14 protein-coding genes are annotated in these 17058 nt (G+C 68.5%); 7 read left to right on the top strand and 7 right to left on the bottom strand.

Annotation, left to right across the window (positions count from 1 at the left end; genetic code table 11):
- Nucleotides 1–2 precede the first annotated feature (2 nt).
- Nucleotides 3–797, bottom strand: a complete 795-nt coding sequence (locus tag QMX85_RS14175; RefSeq protein WP_282341878.1) for a hydroxymethylpyrimidine/phosphomethylpyrimidine kinase — start codon at nt 795–797, stop codon at nt 3–5.
- 188 nt (nt 798–985) lie between these two features.
- Between QMX85_RS14175 and QMX85_RS14170 the strand changes: the two genes are divergently transcribed.
- The 3 genes from QMX85_RS14170 (at nt 986) to QMX85_RS14160 (ending at nt 5807) form a co-directional block, all read left to right on the top strand.
- Nucleotides 986–3406, top strand: a complete 2421-nt coding sequence (locus QMX85_RS14170; protein WP_282341876.1) for a 7TM diverse intracellular signaling domain-containing protein — start codon at nt 986–988, stop codon at nt 3404–3406.
- Between the two features lie 98 nt (nt 3407–3504).
- Nucleotides 3505–4146, top strand: a complete 642-nt coding sequence (locus QMX85_RS14165; protein WP_090226020.1) for a TetR/AcrR family transcriptional regulator — start codon at nt 3505–3507, stop codon at nt 4144–4146.
- Nucleotides 4143–5807 carry an acyl-CoA dehydrogenase family protein gene (locus QMX85_RS14160; RefSeq protein ID WP_282341875.1) on the top strand — a complete coding sequence of 555 codons (1665 nt, stop codon included), beginning with the start codon at nt 4143–4145 and terminating at the stop codon, nt 5805–5807. The genes QMX85_RS14165 and QMX85_RS14160 overlap by 4 nt, the downstream gene beginning before the upstream one ends.
- Before the next feature lie 28 nt (nt 5808–5835).
- Here the strand turns inward: QMX85_RS14160 and QMX85_RS14155 are convergent, their stop codons facing one another.
- The 5 genes from QMX85_RS14155 to QMX85_RS14135 are packed head-to-tail and all read right to left on the bottom strand — an operon-like array spanning nt 5836 to nt 10293.
- Nucleotides 5836–6576: an amino acid ABC transporter ATP-binding protein gene (locus tag QMX85_RS14155; RefSeq protein WP_282341874.1), complete on the bottom strand. Its 741-nt coding sequence runs from the start codon at nt 6574–6576 to the stop codon at nt 5836–5838.
- Nucleotides 6573–8078 (bottom strand): argininosuccinate lyase, encoded by a 1506-nt coding sequence (gene argH / locus QMX85_RS14150; RefSeq protein ID WP_282341872.1) that lies wholly within the window; start codon nt 8076–8078, stop codon nt 6573–6575. Before argH ends, QMX85_RS14155 begins: the two co-directional genes overlap by 4 nt.
- The gene (locus tag QMX85_RS14145) at nt 8075–8764 is read right to left on the bottom strand and encodes an amino acid ABC transporter permease (RefSeq protein ID WP_090226027.1); all 690 of its coding nucleotides are present in this window, start codon (nt 8762–8764) and stop codon (nt 8075–8077) included. Before QMX85_RS14145 ends, argH begins: the two co-directional genes overlap by 4 nt.
- A gap of 7 nt (nt 8765–8771) precedes the next feature.
- A complete protein-coding gene (locus QMX85_RS14140) occupies nt 8772–9434 on the bottom strand; it encodes an amino acid ABC transporter permease (protein WP_282341869.1) in 663 nt (220 codons plus the stop codon).
- Nucleotides 9435–9447: 13 nt separating this feature from the next.
- A complete protein-coding gene (locus QMX85_RS14135) occupies nt 9448–10293 on the bottom strand; it encodes a transporter substrate-binding domain-containing protein (protein ID WP_282341867.1) in 846 nt (281 codons plus the stop codon).
- A gap of 226 nt (nt 10294–10519) precedes the next feature.
- Between QMX85_RS14135 and QMX85_RS14130 the strand changes: the two genes are divergently transcribed.
- Entirely contained in the window at nt 10520–11422 is a 903-nt protein-coding gene (locus tag QMX85_RS14130) for a LysR substrate-binding domain-containing protein (RefSeq protein ID WP_282341865.1), read from the top strand.
- Nucleotides 11423–11605: 183 nt separating this feature from the next.
- Nucleotides 11606–12979 (top strand): nucleotide 5'-monophosphate nucleosidase PpnN, encoded by a 1374-nt coding sequence (gene ppnN, locus QMX85_RS14125; protein ID WP_282341863.1) that lies wholly within the window; start codon nt 11606–11608, stop codon nt 12977–12979.
- 140 nt (nt 12980–13119) lie between these two features.
- Here ppnN and QMX85_RS14120 read toward each other — a convergent pair whose 3' ends face one another.
- Nucleotides 13120–14070 (bottom strand): threonine dehydratase, encoded by a 951-nt coding sequence (locus QMX85_RS14120; protein ID WP_282341862.1) that lies wholly within the window; start codon nt 14068–14070, stop codon nt 13120–13122.
- Nucleotides 14071–14147: 77 nt separating this feature from the next.
- Between QMX85_RS14120 and QMX85_RS14115 the strand changes: the two genes are divergently transcribed.
- On the top strand, nt 14148–15482 hold the full coding sequence (locus QMX85_RS14115; protein ID WP_282341860.1) for a PLP-dependent aminotransferase family protein: 1335 nt from the start codon (nt 14148–14150) through the stop codon (nt 15480–15482).
- A 99-nt stretch (nt 15483–15581) separates the two neighbouring features.
- A complete protein-coding gene (gene amn, locus QMX85_RS14110; protein WP_090226042.1) occupies nt 15582–17057 on the top strand; it encodes an AMP nucleosidase in 1476 nt (491 codons plus the stop codon).
- The last annotated feature ends 1 nt before the right edge of the window (nt 17058 follow it).

The raw sequence follows: 17058 nt of genomic DNA, 5'->3' as shown, positions 1-17058 counted from the left end.
GCTCACGAGCAGAAATCCAGCGGCAGGCGGCGCGGCACGTACTGGCCCTTGCCCGGCGCTTCGGCGTCGCGCAGCGTGCGCCAGGTGTAGGTCAACGCCGTCTGCACCGCGCTGGCGAGGTCTTCGCCAAGGGCCAGGCGCCCGGCCAGGGCGCTGGCGAGGGTGCAGCCGGAACCGTGGTAGCTGCCCGGCAGGCGCTCGCAGGTGAAGCTGTGGCGGGAGCCGTCTCGGGAGTAAAGGCGGTTGTGCACCTGCTGCTCGTCGCCGTGTCCACCGGTGATCAGCAGGTGGCGGCAATAGGGCAGTAGCTTTTCCGCGCATTCGTCGGCGCTGCCGTCGGGCAATTCGGCGAGGATGCGCGCTTCGGGGAGGTTGGGCGTGGCGATGGCGGCGATCGGCAGCAGCCGCTCGCGCATCGCGAAGCCGACGTCGTCCTTGCCCAGGGTTCCACCGCCGCCTGCGCGCAGCACCGGGTCGCAGACCAGCGGCACGCCCGGCAGCGAGCGCATCACTTCGAGCACGGTTTCGACCATCTCCACCGAGCCGAGCATGCCCAGCTTGACCGCGGCGACCGGCAGATCCGCGATCACCGCATGCGCCTGGGCGAGCACCCATTCGCGGTCGAGCACTCGAAAATCGACGACATCGACGGTGCTCTGCACGGTCAGCGCAGTGACGGTCGGGGCGGCGTGGCAGCCTTGGGCGAGCAGGGCTTCGATGTCGGCCTGCAGGCCGGCACCACCACTGGGGTCATGCCCGGAGAGGCAGAGGACAACGGGGCGAGAGGGCATATTCATGGTGCGCGAGCTTATCACTAAACGCTCGCCGGAGGACCTCCAGGCGGCTGCAGCGACAGGGTCCAGTGCCCGCGCGCGGGCCTGCGCCGTCGGCGGCGGACTGGTACAGTTCGCCGCTTTCTCACCCGATCGGCCGGCTGCGCTCCTCCAGGAAGCGCTCCTGTCACCGGCCGTTTTGTGCAGGGCGTATGCGGCAACTCCTCCTCTCTATCCTTTGCCTGTTGCCGAGCCTGGCAACGGCGATCAGCTTCGACGAACGAACCGAGAGCGTCCCGCTGGGGCGCGCGATGGCGGTTTTCGAGGACCCGCGCGGCGAGGTTGGCATCGAAGAGATCAGCTCGTCCGCCTTCGACGGCAAATTCCGCCCGCATGACCAGGACGTGCTCAACGCCGGTTATTCGCATTCGGCGTTCTGGCTGCGCGTGGACCTGGAATACCAGCCGCACGGCGCCGGCGATGCGCGCGACTGGCTGCTGGAACTGGCCTATCCGCCGCTCGACGACCTGCAGCTCTACCTGGCCGACGCCGAAGGCCGCTACCGGCTGGCGCGCCACACGGGCGACGGCCTGCCGTTCGCCAGCCGCGAGCTGAAGCAGAACAACTACCTGTTCCGCCTCGGCCTGCAGCCCGGTCAGCCCATGCGCGTCTACCTGCGGCTGAAAAGCGAGGGTTCAATCCAGGCGCCGCTGACGCTGTGGGCGCCGCATGCCTATCTCGAAGGCCAGACCGGCCGCGTCTACATGCTTGGAATCATCTACGGCGTGCTGCTGGTGATGCTCTTCTACAACCTGTTCATCTTCCTCAGCGTCCGCGACGTCAGCTACCTCTACTACATCCTCTACATCGCCTCGTTCGGCCTCTATCAGGTGTCGGTGAACGGCGCCGGTATCCAGTATCTCTGGCCGGACAACCCCTGGTGGGCGAACGCGTCCACGCCGTTCTTCATCGGTGCCACGGCGCTGTTCGGCGGCCAGTTCGCCCGGCGTTTCCTGCGTATCCTGCAGTATTCGCTGCCGCTCGATCGCCTGCTGCGTGTGCTCATGGTCAGCGCCGCCCTGGTCATGCTGCTGTCGCTGTGCAGCAGCTACGCCATCGCCCTGCGCCTGGCCACGCTGCTGGCGTTGGCGTTCACCGTCACGGTGTTCGCCGCCGGCGTGCTGGCCTGGGTGCGCGGGATGCAGGTGGCGCGCTATTTCACCCTAGCCTGGAGCGCCTTCCTCGGCGGCGGACTGATCAACACGCTGATGGTGCTCGGCTACCTGCCCAACGTCTTCTTCACCATGTACGCCAGCCAGATCGGTTCGGCGCTGGAGGTCGGCCTGCTGTCGCTGGCCCTGGCCGACCGGATCAACGCGCTGAAGGAGGAACGCACCGGCATCCTGCAGGCGGCCGAGCGGAAACTGCAGGCGCTCAACGCCGAGCTGGCGGCGGGCAATCGCCTCAAGGACGAATTCCTCGCCACCCTGACCCATGAGCTGCGCACGCCGATGAACGGCGTGATCGGTTCGCTGGACCTGTTGCAGACCATGCCGCTGGACACCGAGTCGGCGCTTTACCGCAAGACCGCGGCCGATTCGGCGCGCGCGCTGCTGGGCATGATCGACGACCTGCTGGCACTCACCGAGCTGCAGGCCGGGCGCCTGCGCGCCGTGCGCGAGCCGTTCAGCCTCGGCGGGCTGCTCGAGGCGCTGCGCGGCAGCTACGCGGCGCGTGCCGAGGACAAGGGCCTGCGCTTTTCCCTCGAGCGTCAGCCTGGCCTCGAAGAGGTGCTCGAGGGCGACGCGCAGAAGATCGCCCAGTGCCTCGGCCACCTGCTCGACAACGCGATCAAGTTCACTGTACGCGGCGGCGTGGTGCTGCGCGTGGCGCGCGAAAGCGACGCCGCGGGCCACCTGAGCTTCGTCGTCAGCGACAGTGGGATCGGCTTCGTCACGCCAGCCGATGGCTCGTTGTACCAGCATTTCAAGCAGCTCGACGGATCGCTGACCCGCACCCACGGCGGCCTGGGCATCGGCCTGGCGTTATGCCGCCAGCTCGCCGGACTGCTCGGCGGCGAACTGCGCCACCAGTCCTTGCCGGGCCGCGGCAGCCGCTTCGAGCTGAGGCTGCCGCTGGCGTCCGGCGTCCGTCACACGACCGGCACGGCAGCCGGCGCCGTCGCGCCGCGGCGCCCGGCCGACTGCCGGGTATTGCTGGTGGAAGAGGACACGGTCAGCCGCCTGGTGTCGCGCGGCATGCTGCTCAAGCTGGGCTACCAGGTGTTCACCGTCGACAACGGCGAGCAGGCCTTCGAGCTGCTCGCGCTGGAGCCGGTGGATGCGCTGCTGATCGATTGCGCCGCCCCCGGCGATGACGCCTATGCCACCTGTCGGCGCCTGCGCCAGCGGTCGGAGTACGCCGGGCTGGTGCTGCTGGGCATGGTCGGCGCGCCGCAGGCCGCTGCCCGCGAGCATTGCCTGGCGGCGGGGATGGACGATTGCCTGGGCAAACCGATGCGCTTCGAGGAGCTGCAGCGGCTTCTTCGTCGCGCGCTGCTCAACCGAACCAACCGGGTGCGGTCAGAAGAACAATCGGCCGGCGGCGACGCCCTCTGCCGTACGTCGGGATGAGCGCCTTGGCGGAGTAAGGCCTGCGCTTTGGCCGATTTCCCGCTTTCGCAAACATCTGAACGTTGGTTCACTTCTTGTGAAGCAATCGGGAGCCACCCATGGCCTACCGCACCACCCCCGCCCGCATGGATCGCGATGAGCAACTGCGCCAGCGCATTCTCGACTGCGCCCTGAGCCGGGTGGCCGGCGGCGGTTTCGCCAGCCTGACCATGGTCGCCCTGGCCGACGACGTCGGCATCGCCACCGGCAGCCTGTACCGCCATTTCCACAGCAAGGGCGAGCTGGCGGCGGAGGTGTTCGCCAGCGCCAGCGGCCGCGAGGTCGAGGCGCTGCGCGAGGTGTTGAGGGGCGACGGCGATCCGGCGACACGCCTGGCGCGCGGCGTCCGGCAGTTCGCCGCGCGGGCCTGGAGCAGCCGTTCGCTGGCCTTCGCCCTGATCGCCGAGCCGGTGGAGGCGGAGGTGGACGAGCAACGCCTGCTCTACCGCGAAGCCTATGGCGAGCTGTTCTGCGAGTTGCTGGAGGAAGGCGCGGCGCAGGGCGCGTTCCAGGTCGCGCAACCGCGAGTGATCGCCGCGTGCCTGGTGGGCGCGATTGCCGAATCGCTGGTCGGTCCACTGTCGCCGCCCGCCTGGGCGGCGCGCGAGGCCGGTCGGCCGTCCGTTGAACTGGCCGTGGTCAGCGATGCCCTGACCACTTTCTGTCTGCGCGCTGTCGGCGCCAAGGAGCCCCATCCGTGAATTCCCCTCAGTCCGCGTTCAGTGCCCTCGGCGAAACCCACGAGGTCTTCAACCAGGTGCCGCCGCTGGACGGCGCCAACCTCTACCGCGTCGACCTGCCGTTACAGGAGTGGGTGCACCGCTTCCAGGGCGGCTGGGCCGAGGACCGTCTGCAGGCATACGGCGCGCTGGCCGGCGGGCCGCTGATGGCGGCGGGTTTCCTCGCCAACGAGAACAAGCCGGTGTTCAAGAGCCATGACCGCTACGGTCAGCGCATCGACCTGGTGGAATTCCATCCGGCCTATCACGAGCTGATGCGCACGGCCATCGAGCACGGCATCCCGTCGCTGCCCTGGACCGACCCGCGCGCCGGCGCCCACGTGGCGCGGGCCGGACTGAGTTACCTGCACTCGCAGGCGGAGTCCGGCAGCGGCTGTCCGCTGACCATGACCTTCGCCAGCGTGCCGGCGCTGCAACTGCAGCCGGACATCGCCGCGCAGTGGCTGCCGCGCGTCCTCGCCAGTGAATACGACCCGCGCAACCTGCCGATGGAGCGCAAGGCCGGCGTCACCCTCGGCATGGCCATGACCGAGAAGCAGGGCGGCACCGACGTGCGCGCCAACACCACCCGCGCCCACGCCCTCGGTGCCGGCGGGCCAGGCCAGGCCTACGAGCTGGTCGGCCACAAGTGGTTCTGCTCGGCGCCGATGTGCGACGCCTTCCTGACCCTGGCCTACACCGACAAGGGCCTGACCTGCTTCCTGCTGCCGCGCCACCGCCCGGACGGCACGCGCAACGCCTTCTACATCCAGCGTCTGAAGAACAAGCTGGGCAACTGGTCGAACGCCTCCAGCGAAGTGGAATACCGCGGCGCGCTGGCCTGGATGATCGGCGAGGAAGGCCGCGGCGTGCCGACCATCATCGAGATGGTCGGGATGACCCGCTTCGACTGCATGGTCGGTTCCAGCGCCCTGATGCGCCAGGCGCTGAGCCAGGCCACGCACCACTGCGCGCACCGTCAGGTCGGCGGCCGCCTGCTCGCCGAACAGCCGCTGATGCGCAACGTGCTGGCCGACCTCGCCCTGGAAAGCGAAGCCGCGCTGGCGCTGAGCCTGCGCATGGGGCACGCGCTGGACAACGCCGACGATGCCCAGGAAGCGACCTTCGCCCGCCTGGTCACCGCGGTCGGCAAGTACTGGATCTGCAAGCGCGCGCCGGGAATGATCGCCGAAGCCTCGGAATGCCTGGGCGGCGCCGGTTACGTCGAGGAAACCATCCTGCCGCGGCTGTACCGCGAGGCACCGGTCAACTCGATCTGGGAAGGCTCCGGCAACGTGCAGTGCCTGGACGTGCTGCGCGCTCTGTCGAAAGAGGCCGGGGTGCTCGACGCGCTGTTCGCCGAACTCGGCGACGGCCACGGCGATGCCCGCCTGCGCGCGCACATCGAACGCCTGGCGAAGAACTTCCGCGACACCGACGACATCCAGTACCGCGCCCGCCAGCTCACCGAGGACGTGGCCGTCGGTCTGCAGGCCAAGCTGCTGCTGGAAGCCGGCAACGCCGTGGTCTCCGATGCCTTCATCGCCAGCCGTCTGGGCGACGGCGGCCGCGAATACGGCACCCTGCCACGCGGCGTGGATACCGAGGCGCTGCTGGCGCGCAGCACCCCGCATCTGATTTGAGCGCAGCGGACGTCTCGGGCGCGAGACGTCAATGCAGGACGCTGTGGAGGAACTGCTGCGTGCGGGCCTCCTTCGGCGCGGTGAACATCTGCGAAGGCGGCCCCATTTCGACGATGCGGCCGTCCGCGAAGAACACCACCCGATCCGCCACTTCGCGGGCGAAGCCCATCTCGTGGGTCACCACGATCATGGTCATGCCTTCCGCGGCCAGGCCCTTCATGACGTTGAGCACGTCGCCGACGGTCTCCGGGTCGAGCGCCGAGGTCGGCTCGTCGAACAACAGCAGGCGCGGCTTCATCGCCAGCGCGCGGACGATGGCCACGCGCTGCTGCTGGCCGCCGGAAAGCTCCGACGGGTAGCCGTCGGCCTTGTGCTGCAGGCCCACCCGCTCCAGCAACGCCAGCGCCTCGCGCTCGGCATCCGCGCGCGACGCCCGCTTGAGCTTGACCGGCGCGAGCGTCATGTTCGCCAGCACCGTCATGTGCGGAAACAGGGTGTAGTCCTGGAACACCATGCCGACGTCCTCGCGCAGGCGGGCCAGCGCCCTGCGGTTTCCCGCCTGGATCGATTCGCCGCCGTCGATGACGACGCTGCCGGCGGTGGGCTCTTCGAGGCTGTTCAGGCAGCGGATGAAGGTCGACTTCCCCGAGCCGCTGGGGCCGATGATCACCACCACCTCGCCCTCGCTGACGTCCAGGTCGACGCCCTTGACCACCTCGTGCTCCCCGAAGTGCTTGTGCAGGTCACGCACGGTGAGCATCGGCTTCATAGGCCGGCCTGCGCCCGGGTCGCCGCCTGCAGCCGCTCATGGGCCGCCGCGAGGCGGTCGCGGCGGGCCTGGTTGGCCTGGCGCTCCAGCCCGATGCGTTGATTGGCGCGGATCAGGCTGGGCTCCAGCGAGAGCAGCGAGGGGCCGCCAGCGGAGGTGCGCGCCTGCACGTTGGCGGTGGGGTCGAGGCAGTCGCGCACCTTGTCCGCGGCCAGGTTCAGCGGGTGACCGAGCTGCTCCAGCGCGCAGACGTCCACCATCGCCGTGTCGATGCGGTGCGCCGGAATCCCCGCGTCCATCGCCAGGCGCACCACGCCGCCGACGACGTGGTGCGCCTCGCGGAACGACAGGTCCGCCTCACGCACGATCAGATCGGCCAGAGCGGTGGCGGTGGAGAAGTCCTCGCCGGCCCGTTGCACCCCCAGTCGCGCGTTCGGCGTCGCCGTGCGCAGCACCAGATTGAGCAGCTTCAGGCAGCGCAGGCTCTCTTCCGCCGCCTCCCAGAAGCTGCGGGTGCCTTCGCGGTTGGCGTCGCCGGTGTGGGAAAAGTTGCTGCCCTTGATGGTGGTGCTGGCGCCCATCAGCAGGCCGACGATGTGCCCGCTGCGACCCTTGAGGTATTCCAGGACGGTCGGGTTCTTCTTCTGCGGCATGATGCTGGAGGTCGCCGCGACGCTATCGGGGAAGTCGATCAGGCTGAACTCGTGGGTGCTCCAGACGAAGTAGTCCTGCGCCACGCGGCTCCAGAACACCGACAGCAGGCTCAGGTGGGACAGGCTTTCGAGAATGAAATCGCGGGAGCCCACGGCGTCCAGGGCGTTGTCCAGATAACCGTCGAAGCCCAGCAGCTCGGCGGTGCGCGCCCGGTCGATCGCGAACGGAGTGCCGGCGAAGGCGGCGGCGCCCAGCGGGCTCTGGTTCATCGATTCGAGGGTCTGGGTCAGTCGCCGGCAATCGCGCTCCAGCGCCTGCTCGACCGCCGACAGGTAGAACCCGTAGGTGATCGGCTGGGCCGGCTGCAGGTGGGTGTAGCCCGGCATCACCACGCTGGCGAACGCCTCGGCCCTTTCCAACGCGGTCTGGCGTACCTGGATCAGCGCGTCGATGAGGTCCATCAGGACTTCCCGGCAACGCAGGCGGTCCAGGGTCGCGAGCATGTCGTTGCGGCTGCGCCCGGTGTGCAGGCGGCCGCCGATGTCGGCGCCGATCTGCTCGATCAGGTGCGCCTCGTAGTTGAAATAGGCGTCCTCGCGGGAGGGGTCGAGGGTCACCGCGGCCGGCCCGGCCGCCTCCATGTCCAGCACGCCCCTGGCCAGCACCGCCGCATGTTCTTCGCGAATCAGGCCGCGCTCGGCGAGCATGACGATGTGCGCCTTATTGACGTCGCCCAGATTGGCGAAGCCGTCGGCGAAACCTTCCAGGCGCGGCCGGTAGATGTACTCGTTGACCTCCGGGGCGGTGGCTTCCTTCAGGCGCCGACTGACTTTGGATTCTTGCATCATGAAACCCCCTGGTTTTTGGTACGCATCGCCGGGCGGCCCAGGCGGCGTTCGAGATAGCGGCTGAGCCAGCTCAGCGACGAACAGATGACGAAGTACACCAGCAGAACGCCGCCATAGACGGTGAACGCCGGGCTGACGCCGGTCATCACCGTGGCGCGTTCGATGATGATCTGGCCGACCTTGAGGAACTCGCTGACCCCCACCAGGGCGCCAAGCGAGGTGGCCTGGACGAGCATCGTCAGAAGGCCGGTGTAGGCCGGCAGGATCGCCCGCATCGACTGCGGCGCGATCACGTGCAGGTAGATCTGCCAGGGTCGCAGCCCCAGCGTCCAGGCGCTCTTCCACTGGTGGCGGGGCACCGATTCGAGGCCGCCGCGGACGATTTCGATGCCGTTGGCGCTGCCCCACAGGGTCAGCCCGGTGGTGACGGCGGCGAACGGGCTCAGGTCCAGGCCCAGCATCGGCGCGCCGAAGAAGATGAAGAACACGTTGACGATCAGCGGGATCGAGCGGAACAGCTCGACGTAGGCATGGATGAGCGTGCGCAGCACGCGGTTGCGCAGGGTCGCCAGCACGCCGAACACCGACGAAATCAGGGTGGTGAACAGCAGGACCACCAGCGCCAGGCGCAGCGTCATCCATAACCCTTTGGAGACGAACCCCCAGTTCTCGATGAGGATGTTCATGGCGGCCTCAGTTCTGGAAAGGACGTTGCAGGTGGGCGGACAGGCGCCCGGTCAGCGCCGCCAAAACCGCTACCAGCGCCAGGTACATGACGCAGATCGCGCTGAACATCTCGATCGCGCGAAAGTCCGTGGCGATGCGGTCCACCGCGACGAAGGTCAGCTCCGCCAGGCCGATCGCCTGCAGGTAGGAGGAGTTCTTCAACAGCGAAATCGCCGTGTTGAGCATCGCCGGAAGGCTGGTGCGGAACGCGATGGGCAGGGCCACCAGGCCGAAGTAATGGATCGGCTTGAGGCTCAGGGCCATGCTCGCCTCGCGCATGCCGTGCTCGACCGTGGCCAGGCCGCCGCGCACGTTTTCCACCTGGTAGGCGCCGGCCCACAGCGACAGGCACAGCACCCCCGACCAGAACAGCGAGAGCTCCATGCCGATCGCCGGCAGGCCGTAGAAGATGAAGAACAGCTGCACCAGGATCGGCGTGTTGCGGATCAACTCCACGTACAGGGCGACGAACTGCGCCAGCAGCGGAATCTTCATCACCCGCGCGGCGCCGCCGAGGACACCGATGACCAGCGAGGCGGCGATGGCCAGCAGCGACACCCGCAGGGTCATCAGCACGCCGTCCAGCAGCGCCGGCCATTGCGCCAGCAGGTAGTCGAAATCGAAGTCCATCGGCGGCCGACGCTCAGAGCGCTTCGGCAGGTTTAGCCTGCTCGAAGACGCTCAGGTAGTAGCTCTGGATGTTTTCCGGCACGTACTGCTGGACCCAGACGCGGAACAGTTTTTCCTCGTGCATGCGCGCCACCGCGGCGCTCAGGTAGTCGCGCCAGGCCGCCTCGTTCTTGCGCACGCCGATGGCGGCGTCGGATATCTGGAACGGCTCGTTGAGCAGGCGCGCATTCTTGTCGTTGTCGGCCACCACGACCAGGGTCGCCGCGTCGTGGGTGTAGGCGTCGGCGCGTCCCTGGCGGAAGGTCTGCAGCGCATCGGCGGCGCTGTTCATGCGCAGGGTCTTCACCTCGGGCATGTGGTCCTCGAACCACTTGGCCTGCACCGAGCCCTTCAGGGTGGCGAGGGTCTTGCCGTTCAGGTCGGTGATCTTCCTGATCGGGCTGTCCTTCTTCACCACCACGTCGCTGGCGCCCCAGCGATAGGGCGTGGTGAAGTCGATGACGCGCTGGCGCTCGGGGGTCACGCCGAGGGTCGCGATCAGGAAGTCGACCTTGCGCCCAAGCAATTGGGGCACCCGGTTCTCGGCGGTGACGCAGGTGAAGGTCACCTTGTCCTTCGAGCCCAGCGCCCAGAGCGCGATTTGCCTGGACATCTCCACCTCGACCCCGGCGAACTCGCCGCTTCCATCCTGGAAGCCGTAGGGAGGCTGGTCGCAGCGCACGCCCGCGCGCAGCTGGCCGGCTTCCTTGATGTCATCGGGAACGGCCGGCAGCTCGGCGGCATGCAGTGGCGCCAGCCCTGTCAGGGACACGCAGGAAAAGGCCAATACGGTGCGAAGGATCTTGAAGGAAAACGACATGGTGCCTCCTGGTCAACGTTCAGCATCGCGTGCACCGGCACTGCGACACATGATTTCAGGGCAGGAACCGAGACGGGACTCGGTGCAAGGGACGGGCTCGTACTTCTCCGGACAGCGCATCCATCTGCGCGGTTGCATCGCTGCCGAGAACAGTTATAAGGCCTCTGGTTCATGCCAACAAATGACAATACAGTGGGGGCTCATACGGAATTGATATGGTCTGCCCATGAATTTCAAGCAAGTCGAAGCCTTCCGCGCCGTGATGTTGAGCGGCTCGATGACGGCCGCCGCCGAGTCTCTGCACACCTCGCAACCCAACATCAGCCGGCTGATCGCGCAGTTGGAGCGGCAGAGCGGCTTCCGCCTGTTCGAGCGCCTGGGCGGACGGCTGATGCCCACCGACGAGGGAACGGCGCTGTTCGCAGATGTCGAGCGCGCTTTCATCGGCCTGCACAGCCTGGAGCAGTCGGCGCAGAACATCCGCCGCGCCGGCACCGGGCGCCTGCGCATCGCCGCCGTGCCCTCGCTCTCGCTGACCCTGCTGCCGCGGGTGATCCAGCGCTTTTGCGCGGAGAACCCGGACGTGGCGATCTCGATCCACACCAACGATTCGCCGACGGTCGCGCACTGGGCCGCTTCGCAGTTCTGCGACCTGGGGCTGGCGTCCTATGTGGGCAAGGAGCTTCCCGGCGTGAAAAGCCAGGCCATCTGCGACGTGCCGGGGGTGTGCGTGTTCCCCAAGAGACACCGGCTGGGCGACCTCGAGGTGGTGCGGCCGGAGGACCTGAAAGGCGAGGCGTTCATTTCGCTGTCGCAGAACGACGGCGCGCGCGCGCGGGTGGACCGGGTGTTCCCGGACGGCAAGGGCCAGCGCAAGCTGAACCTGGAAACGCCCTATGCGGCGACCATCTGCTCGCTCGTCGCGCTCGGCCTGGGCGTGAGCATCGTCAACCCGATGGTGGCGATGGAATACCTGCACCGGGATATCGAGACCCGCCCGTTTCACCCGCAGATACGCTTTCCGACCTACCTGCTGTTGCCGGTGGACCGGCCGCAGAGCGTGCTGAGCCAGCGCTTCGCGCAACTGATCCACGAAATGCTCACCGCCGCGTCGAAAGACTGGCTGTGAAGCGGGCGCCGGCGGGGAATGAAATGGCCGTGCCGGCGTCCAAAGCCCTCGTCCGCGCGAGCCCGCCCGCGAGCCGATCAAAACCGGCCGTGCGCAGGACCCTCCGCTTCAGGTAACGTCATCGCATGCCCCCAACCCCTGGTTCCGTCGACTTCGCCGGAATCACGCGCCTCGGAAAGCTCAATGTCCCTACGAAACACGATCAACGCCTCCGTATCGCCGAAAGGCAGCCTGGAAACCCTCTCCCAGCGTGAAGTGCAGCAACTGCGCGAAACCGGCTCTGGCAGCGTGTACGCGCTGTTCCGCCAGTGCGCGTTGGCGATCCTCAACACCGGGTCGCACAGCGACAATGCCAAGACCATCCTCGAGGCCTATCCGGACTTCGAGGTGAAGATCCACCAGCAGGATCGCGGCATTCGCCTGGAGCTGCTCAACGCCCCGGCCGATGCCTTCGTCGACGGCGAGATGATCGCCAGCACCCGCGAGATGCTCTTCAGCGCGCTGCGCGACATCGTCTACACGCAGAGCGAACTGGAGAACCAGCGCGTCGACACCGAGACCTCGCAGGGCCTCACCGACTACGTCTTCCACCTGCTGCGCAACGCCCGCACGCTGCGCGCCGGGGTCGAGCCGAAGATCGTCGTGTGCTGGGGCGGGCATTCGATCAGCAGCGAGGAATACAAGTACACCAAGCGCGCCGGCCACGAGCTGGGCCTGCGCGGGATGGACATCTGCACCGGCTGCGGCCCCGGCGTGATGAAGGGGCCGATGAAGGGCGCGACCATCTCCCACGCCAAGCAGCGCATTCTCGGCGGGCGCTACCTGGGCCTGACCGAGCCGGGCATCATCGCCGCCGAGGCGCCGAACCCGATCGTCAACGAGCTGGTGATCCTGCCGGACATCGAGAAGCGCCTGGAGGCCTTCGTCCGTGTCGGTCACGGCATCATCATCTTCCCCGGCGGCGCCGGCACGGCGGAGGAATTCCTCTACCTGCTGGGCATCCTCATGCACCCGGACAACGCCGAGCTGCCGTTCCCGCTGATCCTCACCGGGCCGAAGAGCGCCGCGACCTACCTGCAGCAACTGCACGCGTTCATCGGCGACACCCTCGGCGAGGCGGCGCAGAAGCGCTACGCGCTGATCGTCAACGACCCGGCGGAAGTCGCCCGGCAGATGGCGGCGGGAATCAAGGCGGTCCAGCAGTTCCGTCGCGAGCGCAACGACGCCTTCCACTTCAACTGGCTGCTGAAGATCGACGGCAGCTTCCAGCATCCGTTCGAGCCGACCCACGCCAACATGGCCGCCCTCAACCTGACTCGCAACCAGCCGCTGCACGAACTGGCCGCGAACCTGCGCCGGGCCTTTTCCGGCATCGTCGCCGGCAACGTCAAGGCCCACGGCATCCGCCTGATCGAGGAGCATGGTCCCTACGAGATCAGCGGCGACAAGGACATCATGCAAACCCTCGACCGCCTGCTGCAGGCCTTCGTCGAACAGCACCGCATGAAGCTGCCGGGCGGCAGCGCCTACGTGCCCTGTTACCGCGTGGTGACCTGAGAGAAGGCTCTGCCGTGCGTCCTTGAACAAGGTCTCTGACGGTACCGCCACAGCATCGGCAGCCTCCGCGGCGCCGGGCGCTTCGCTCCCCTCTCCCGTTCACGGGAGAGGGGCCAGGGGAGAGGGCCTTCAGCCGACCCTCAGCGAATGATCTCCGCCAGCATCTGCCGGTCGATGTTGGCGCCACTGAGGATCACCGCGGCGCGGCCGCCGCGGTTGATCTCGCGTTCTTGCATCAGTGCGGAGAGGGCGGCGGCGCCGGCGCCTTCGGCCAGGTTGTGGGTGTCCTCGTGAAGCACGCGGATCGCCGTGCGGATTTCCTCGTCGTCGACCCGTACGATGCGCGCGGCGCCAGCGCGGATGATCTCCAGCGCCTCGGCCTGCGGGTCGCGGCAGGCCATGCCGTCGGCGAAGGTCTCGGCACGCTCGGTGCGGCGAATCTCCCCGGCCTCGAAGCTCTGCGCGTAGGCGTCCGCGCCGCGCGCGACGACTCCGACGATCTCGCTGCGAAGGCCGAGCAGGTCGCGGGTGCGGATCAGCCCGCAGATGCCCGAACCCATGCCGATCGGCACGTACACACGGTCCAGCGGCGGCGCCGCCTCGAACAGCTCCAGCGCGTAGGTGGCCACGCCGCGCACCAGGTCCGGGTGCAGCGCGGGCACGAAATGCAGGCCTTCGTCGCGGGCCATGCGCGCGGCCAGCGCACGGGCTTCGTCGAAGTCGCGACCCTGCTCGATCACCTCGGCGCCGAACGCGCGCATCGCCGCGTTCTTCTCCCGTGCATTGCCCTCCGGCACCAGGATGCGCAGCGCCAGCCCGGCGTGGCGGGCGGCCAGCGCGAGGCTCTGGCCGTGGTTGCCGCGGGTGGCGGTGATCAGCCCGCGAAGCTCCGGCTGCCGGCGGCGCAGGCTGTCGACGTAGACCAGCCCGCCGCGCAGCTTGAAGGCCCCGGTGGGGTTGTGGTTCTCGTGCTTGACCCAGACCTCGCAGCCGGTCCGCTCTGCCAGCAACGGCCAGGCGATCTGCGCGGTGGGCGGGACGAGGGGTTGGATCAGGCGGGCGGCATCGCGCAATTGCGGCAGGTCGAACATCGGTTTTCTCCGTGGGTTTGACCCGATGCTACGGCGCGCGCATTGTATGGGTAAATCCTTATATTGCATGGCAGACAATGTGGCTTCCTAAGCTCGATACCGCCAACCAGCCGACCTACCTGGCGCTGGTCGAGGCGATCTCCACGGCGATCCGCAGCGGCGAGCTCGTCTCTGGCGCGCGCCTGCCGCCGCAACGGCGGCTGGCCTGGGCGCTCGGCATCAACCCGAGCACGGTGATGCAGGCCTACCGCGAGGCGGCGCGCCGGCACCTGGTGTCCGGCGAGGTCGGCCGTGGCACCTACGTGCTCGCCGATAGCCGCGAGGCGAGCCTGTTCCTGCTCAAGCAGCCGCCGGCCGACAGCGAACGCATCGACCTGTCGACCAACGTGCCGGTGACCGATGCCGACAACCGCGACCTGTCGCAAACCCTCGCCCGGCTGGCCGCGCGCGGCGAACTCGACGCGCTGCAGAGCTATGCACCGGCGGCCCTGGTGATGCGCGGGCGAATCGCCGCCAGCCAGTGGCTGCAAGGGCGCGGACTGGACTGGCCGGCGTCGCGCGTGCTGCTCTGCGCCGGCGCCCAGCAGGGCGTGTCCGCGGCGCTGCTGTCGCTCTGCGAGGCCGGCGAACCGCTGCTCTCCGAGGCGTTCACCGCACCCGGCATCAAGGGCGCGGCGCGGCAGTTGCGCCTGCCGTTGCACGGCGTGGCGATGGATCGCCACGGCATCCTGCCGGAGGACCTGGACCGCCAGGTGCGCGCCACCGGGGCGCGAGTGCTGGTGCTCACGCCGTGCCTGCAGAACCCCACCGGCGCCTGCATGGATGCCGAGCGGCGCGCGCGCGTCGCCGAAGTGATCGAGCGCCACGGCCTGTGGCTGATCGAGGACGACGTGTACGGTGCACTGAGCGACCAGCCGCCGCTGGCACAGTTGCTGCCCGAGCGCAGCCTGCTGGTCACCAGCCTGTCGAAGACCGTTTCGCCGGGGCTGCGCCTGGGTGTCATCGCCGGCTCGGAGCAGGTGCTGGCGCGCATCGACCGCGAGGCGCAGGCGACCAACTGGGCGGTCTCGCCGCTGTGCCTGGCGATCGCCTGCGAGTGGATCGAGGACGGCACCGCGCAGCGGCGTCTCGACTGGCAGCGCGAGGAAGTGCGCCAGCGCTGGCGCCTGGCGACGCGCCTGCTCGGCCCGCGCATGCCGCAACAGCACGCGGCGCCGCACCTGTGGCTGCACACCTCGGACAGCGAGTCGCTGGCAGCGGCCTGTCGTGCGGCCGGGGTCGAGAGCGCGCCGACGGAGGTGTTCGCGGTGGGCCACACGCCGCTGAACGCCGTGCGCATCAGCCTGGCCGCCGCCCGCAGCCGCACCGAACTGAAGCGGGCGCTGGAGCGGCTGGTCGAGCACTGGCCGTAGAGGCGCGCTGGCCGTCCCCGGACGAGCGCGCTTGCGAAGCAGCGGCAATCGGTGGCAGCGTGCGGGCATCGCTTCGAATCGCAAGACAAGGAATCTCGCATGACCGATCACGTTGCCGACGAATACGTCGTCGCTTCCACTGCCGAACAGGCGGTCGACCTGCTCACCGAACTGCACCAGCGCGCCGCCACCTCGCTGAGTCAGGCGCTCAAGCGCTACCTCAAGGAGCGCGCCGAGCCCGATGCCGCGCAGCGCGCGCTGTTTCGCTACCCGGAACTGCGCCTGACCTACGCCACCCAGGGCGAGGCGGCGTCCACCACGCGCGCCTACGCCAAGGTCCAGGTGCCGGGCGTGTACCGGGTAACCGTGACCCATCCCGAGGCGTTCCGCGGCTACCTGCTCGACCAGTTGCGCCCGCTGATGAGCGACTACACGCTGCGCGTCGAGGTCGGCTCCAGCGCGCAGAACATCCCCTATCCCTACGTCGTCGAGCAGGGCGACGAGCTGGCCGGCAGCGGCGTGACCGCCGCCGAACTGGCGCGGGTGTTCCCCAGCACCGACCTGTCCGCCGCCACCGACTCGGTGGCCGACGGCCTGTACGACTGGACCGACACCGAGGCGCTGCCGCTGTCGCTGTTCGACGCCGCGCGCACCGACTTCTCGCTCAAGCGCATCCAGCACTACACCGGCAGCGACTGGCGGCACGTGCAGCCGTGGATCCTGCTGACCAACTACCACCGCTACGTCGACCAGTTCATTCGCCACGGTCTTGAGCAACTGCGCGACGATCCGCGCTTCGTGCGCATGGTGTTGCCGGGCAACGTGATCATCGAGCGCGGCACGCCCGAGGAAGACGCCCAGGCGGTGGCCGACGCGGTGGTCTGGCACCGCTACCAGATGCCGGCCTACCACCTGATCGCCAGCGACGGCCACGGCGTGACCCTGGTGAACATCGGCGTCGGCCCGTCCAACGCGAAGAACATCACCGACCACCTCGCCGTGCTGCGCCCGCACTGCTGGCTGATGATCGGCCACTGCGGCGGCCTGCGGCAGTCGCAGACCATCGGCGACTACGTGCTGGCGCATGCCTACATGCGCCGCGACGGCATCCTCGACCGCGTGGTGCCGCCGCACATCCCGATCCCGGCGCTGGCCGAGGTGCAGCAGGCGCTGCAGGAGGCCGCGGCCCAGGTCACCGGCGACAAGGGCGAAGCGCTCAAGCGACGCCTGCGCACCGGCACCGTGCTGACCTACGACGACCGCAACTGGGAGCTGCACTGGGCCCACGAGCGGGCGCTGATCAACCTCTCGCGGGCGGTGGCGGTGGACATGGAAAGCGGCACCATCGCCGCCCAGGGCTACCGACTGCGGGTGCCCTACGGCACGCTGCTGTGCGTCTCCGACAAGCCGCTGCACAGCGAGATCAAGTTGCCCGGGGCGGCCGGCGCGTTCTACGAACGCGCGGTCAGCCAGCACCTGAAGATCGGCATCGCCGCGCTCGATCTGCTGCGCAGCCAGCTCGACTCGCTGCACTCGCGCAAGCTGCGCAGCTTCGATGAGCCGCCGTTCCGCTAGC

The sequence above is a fragment of the Pseudomonas sp. PS02288 genome (genome assembly GCF_029959715.1).
GTDB classification, from domain to species: domain Bacteria; phylum Pseudomonadota; class Gammaproteobacteria; order Pseudomonadales; family Pseudomonadaceae; genus Pseudomonas_O; species Pseudomonas_O kuykendallii.
This window is presented reverse-complemented; position numbering and strand designations above follow the sequence as displayed.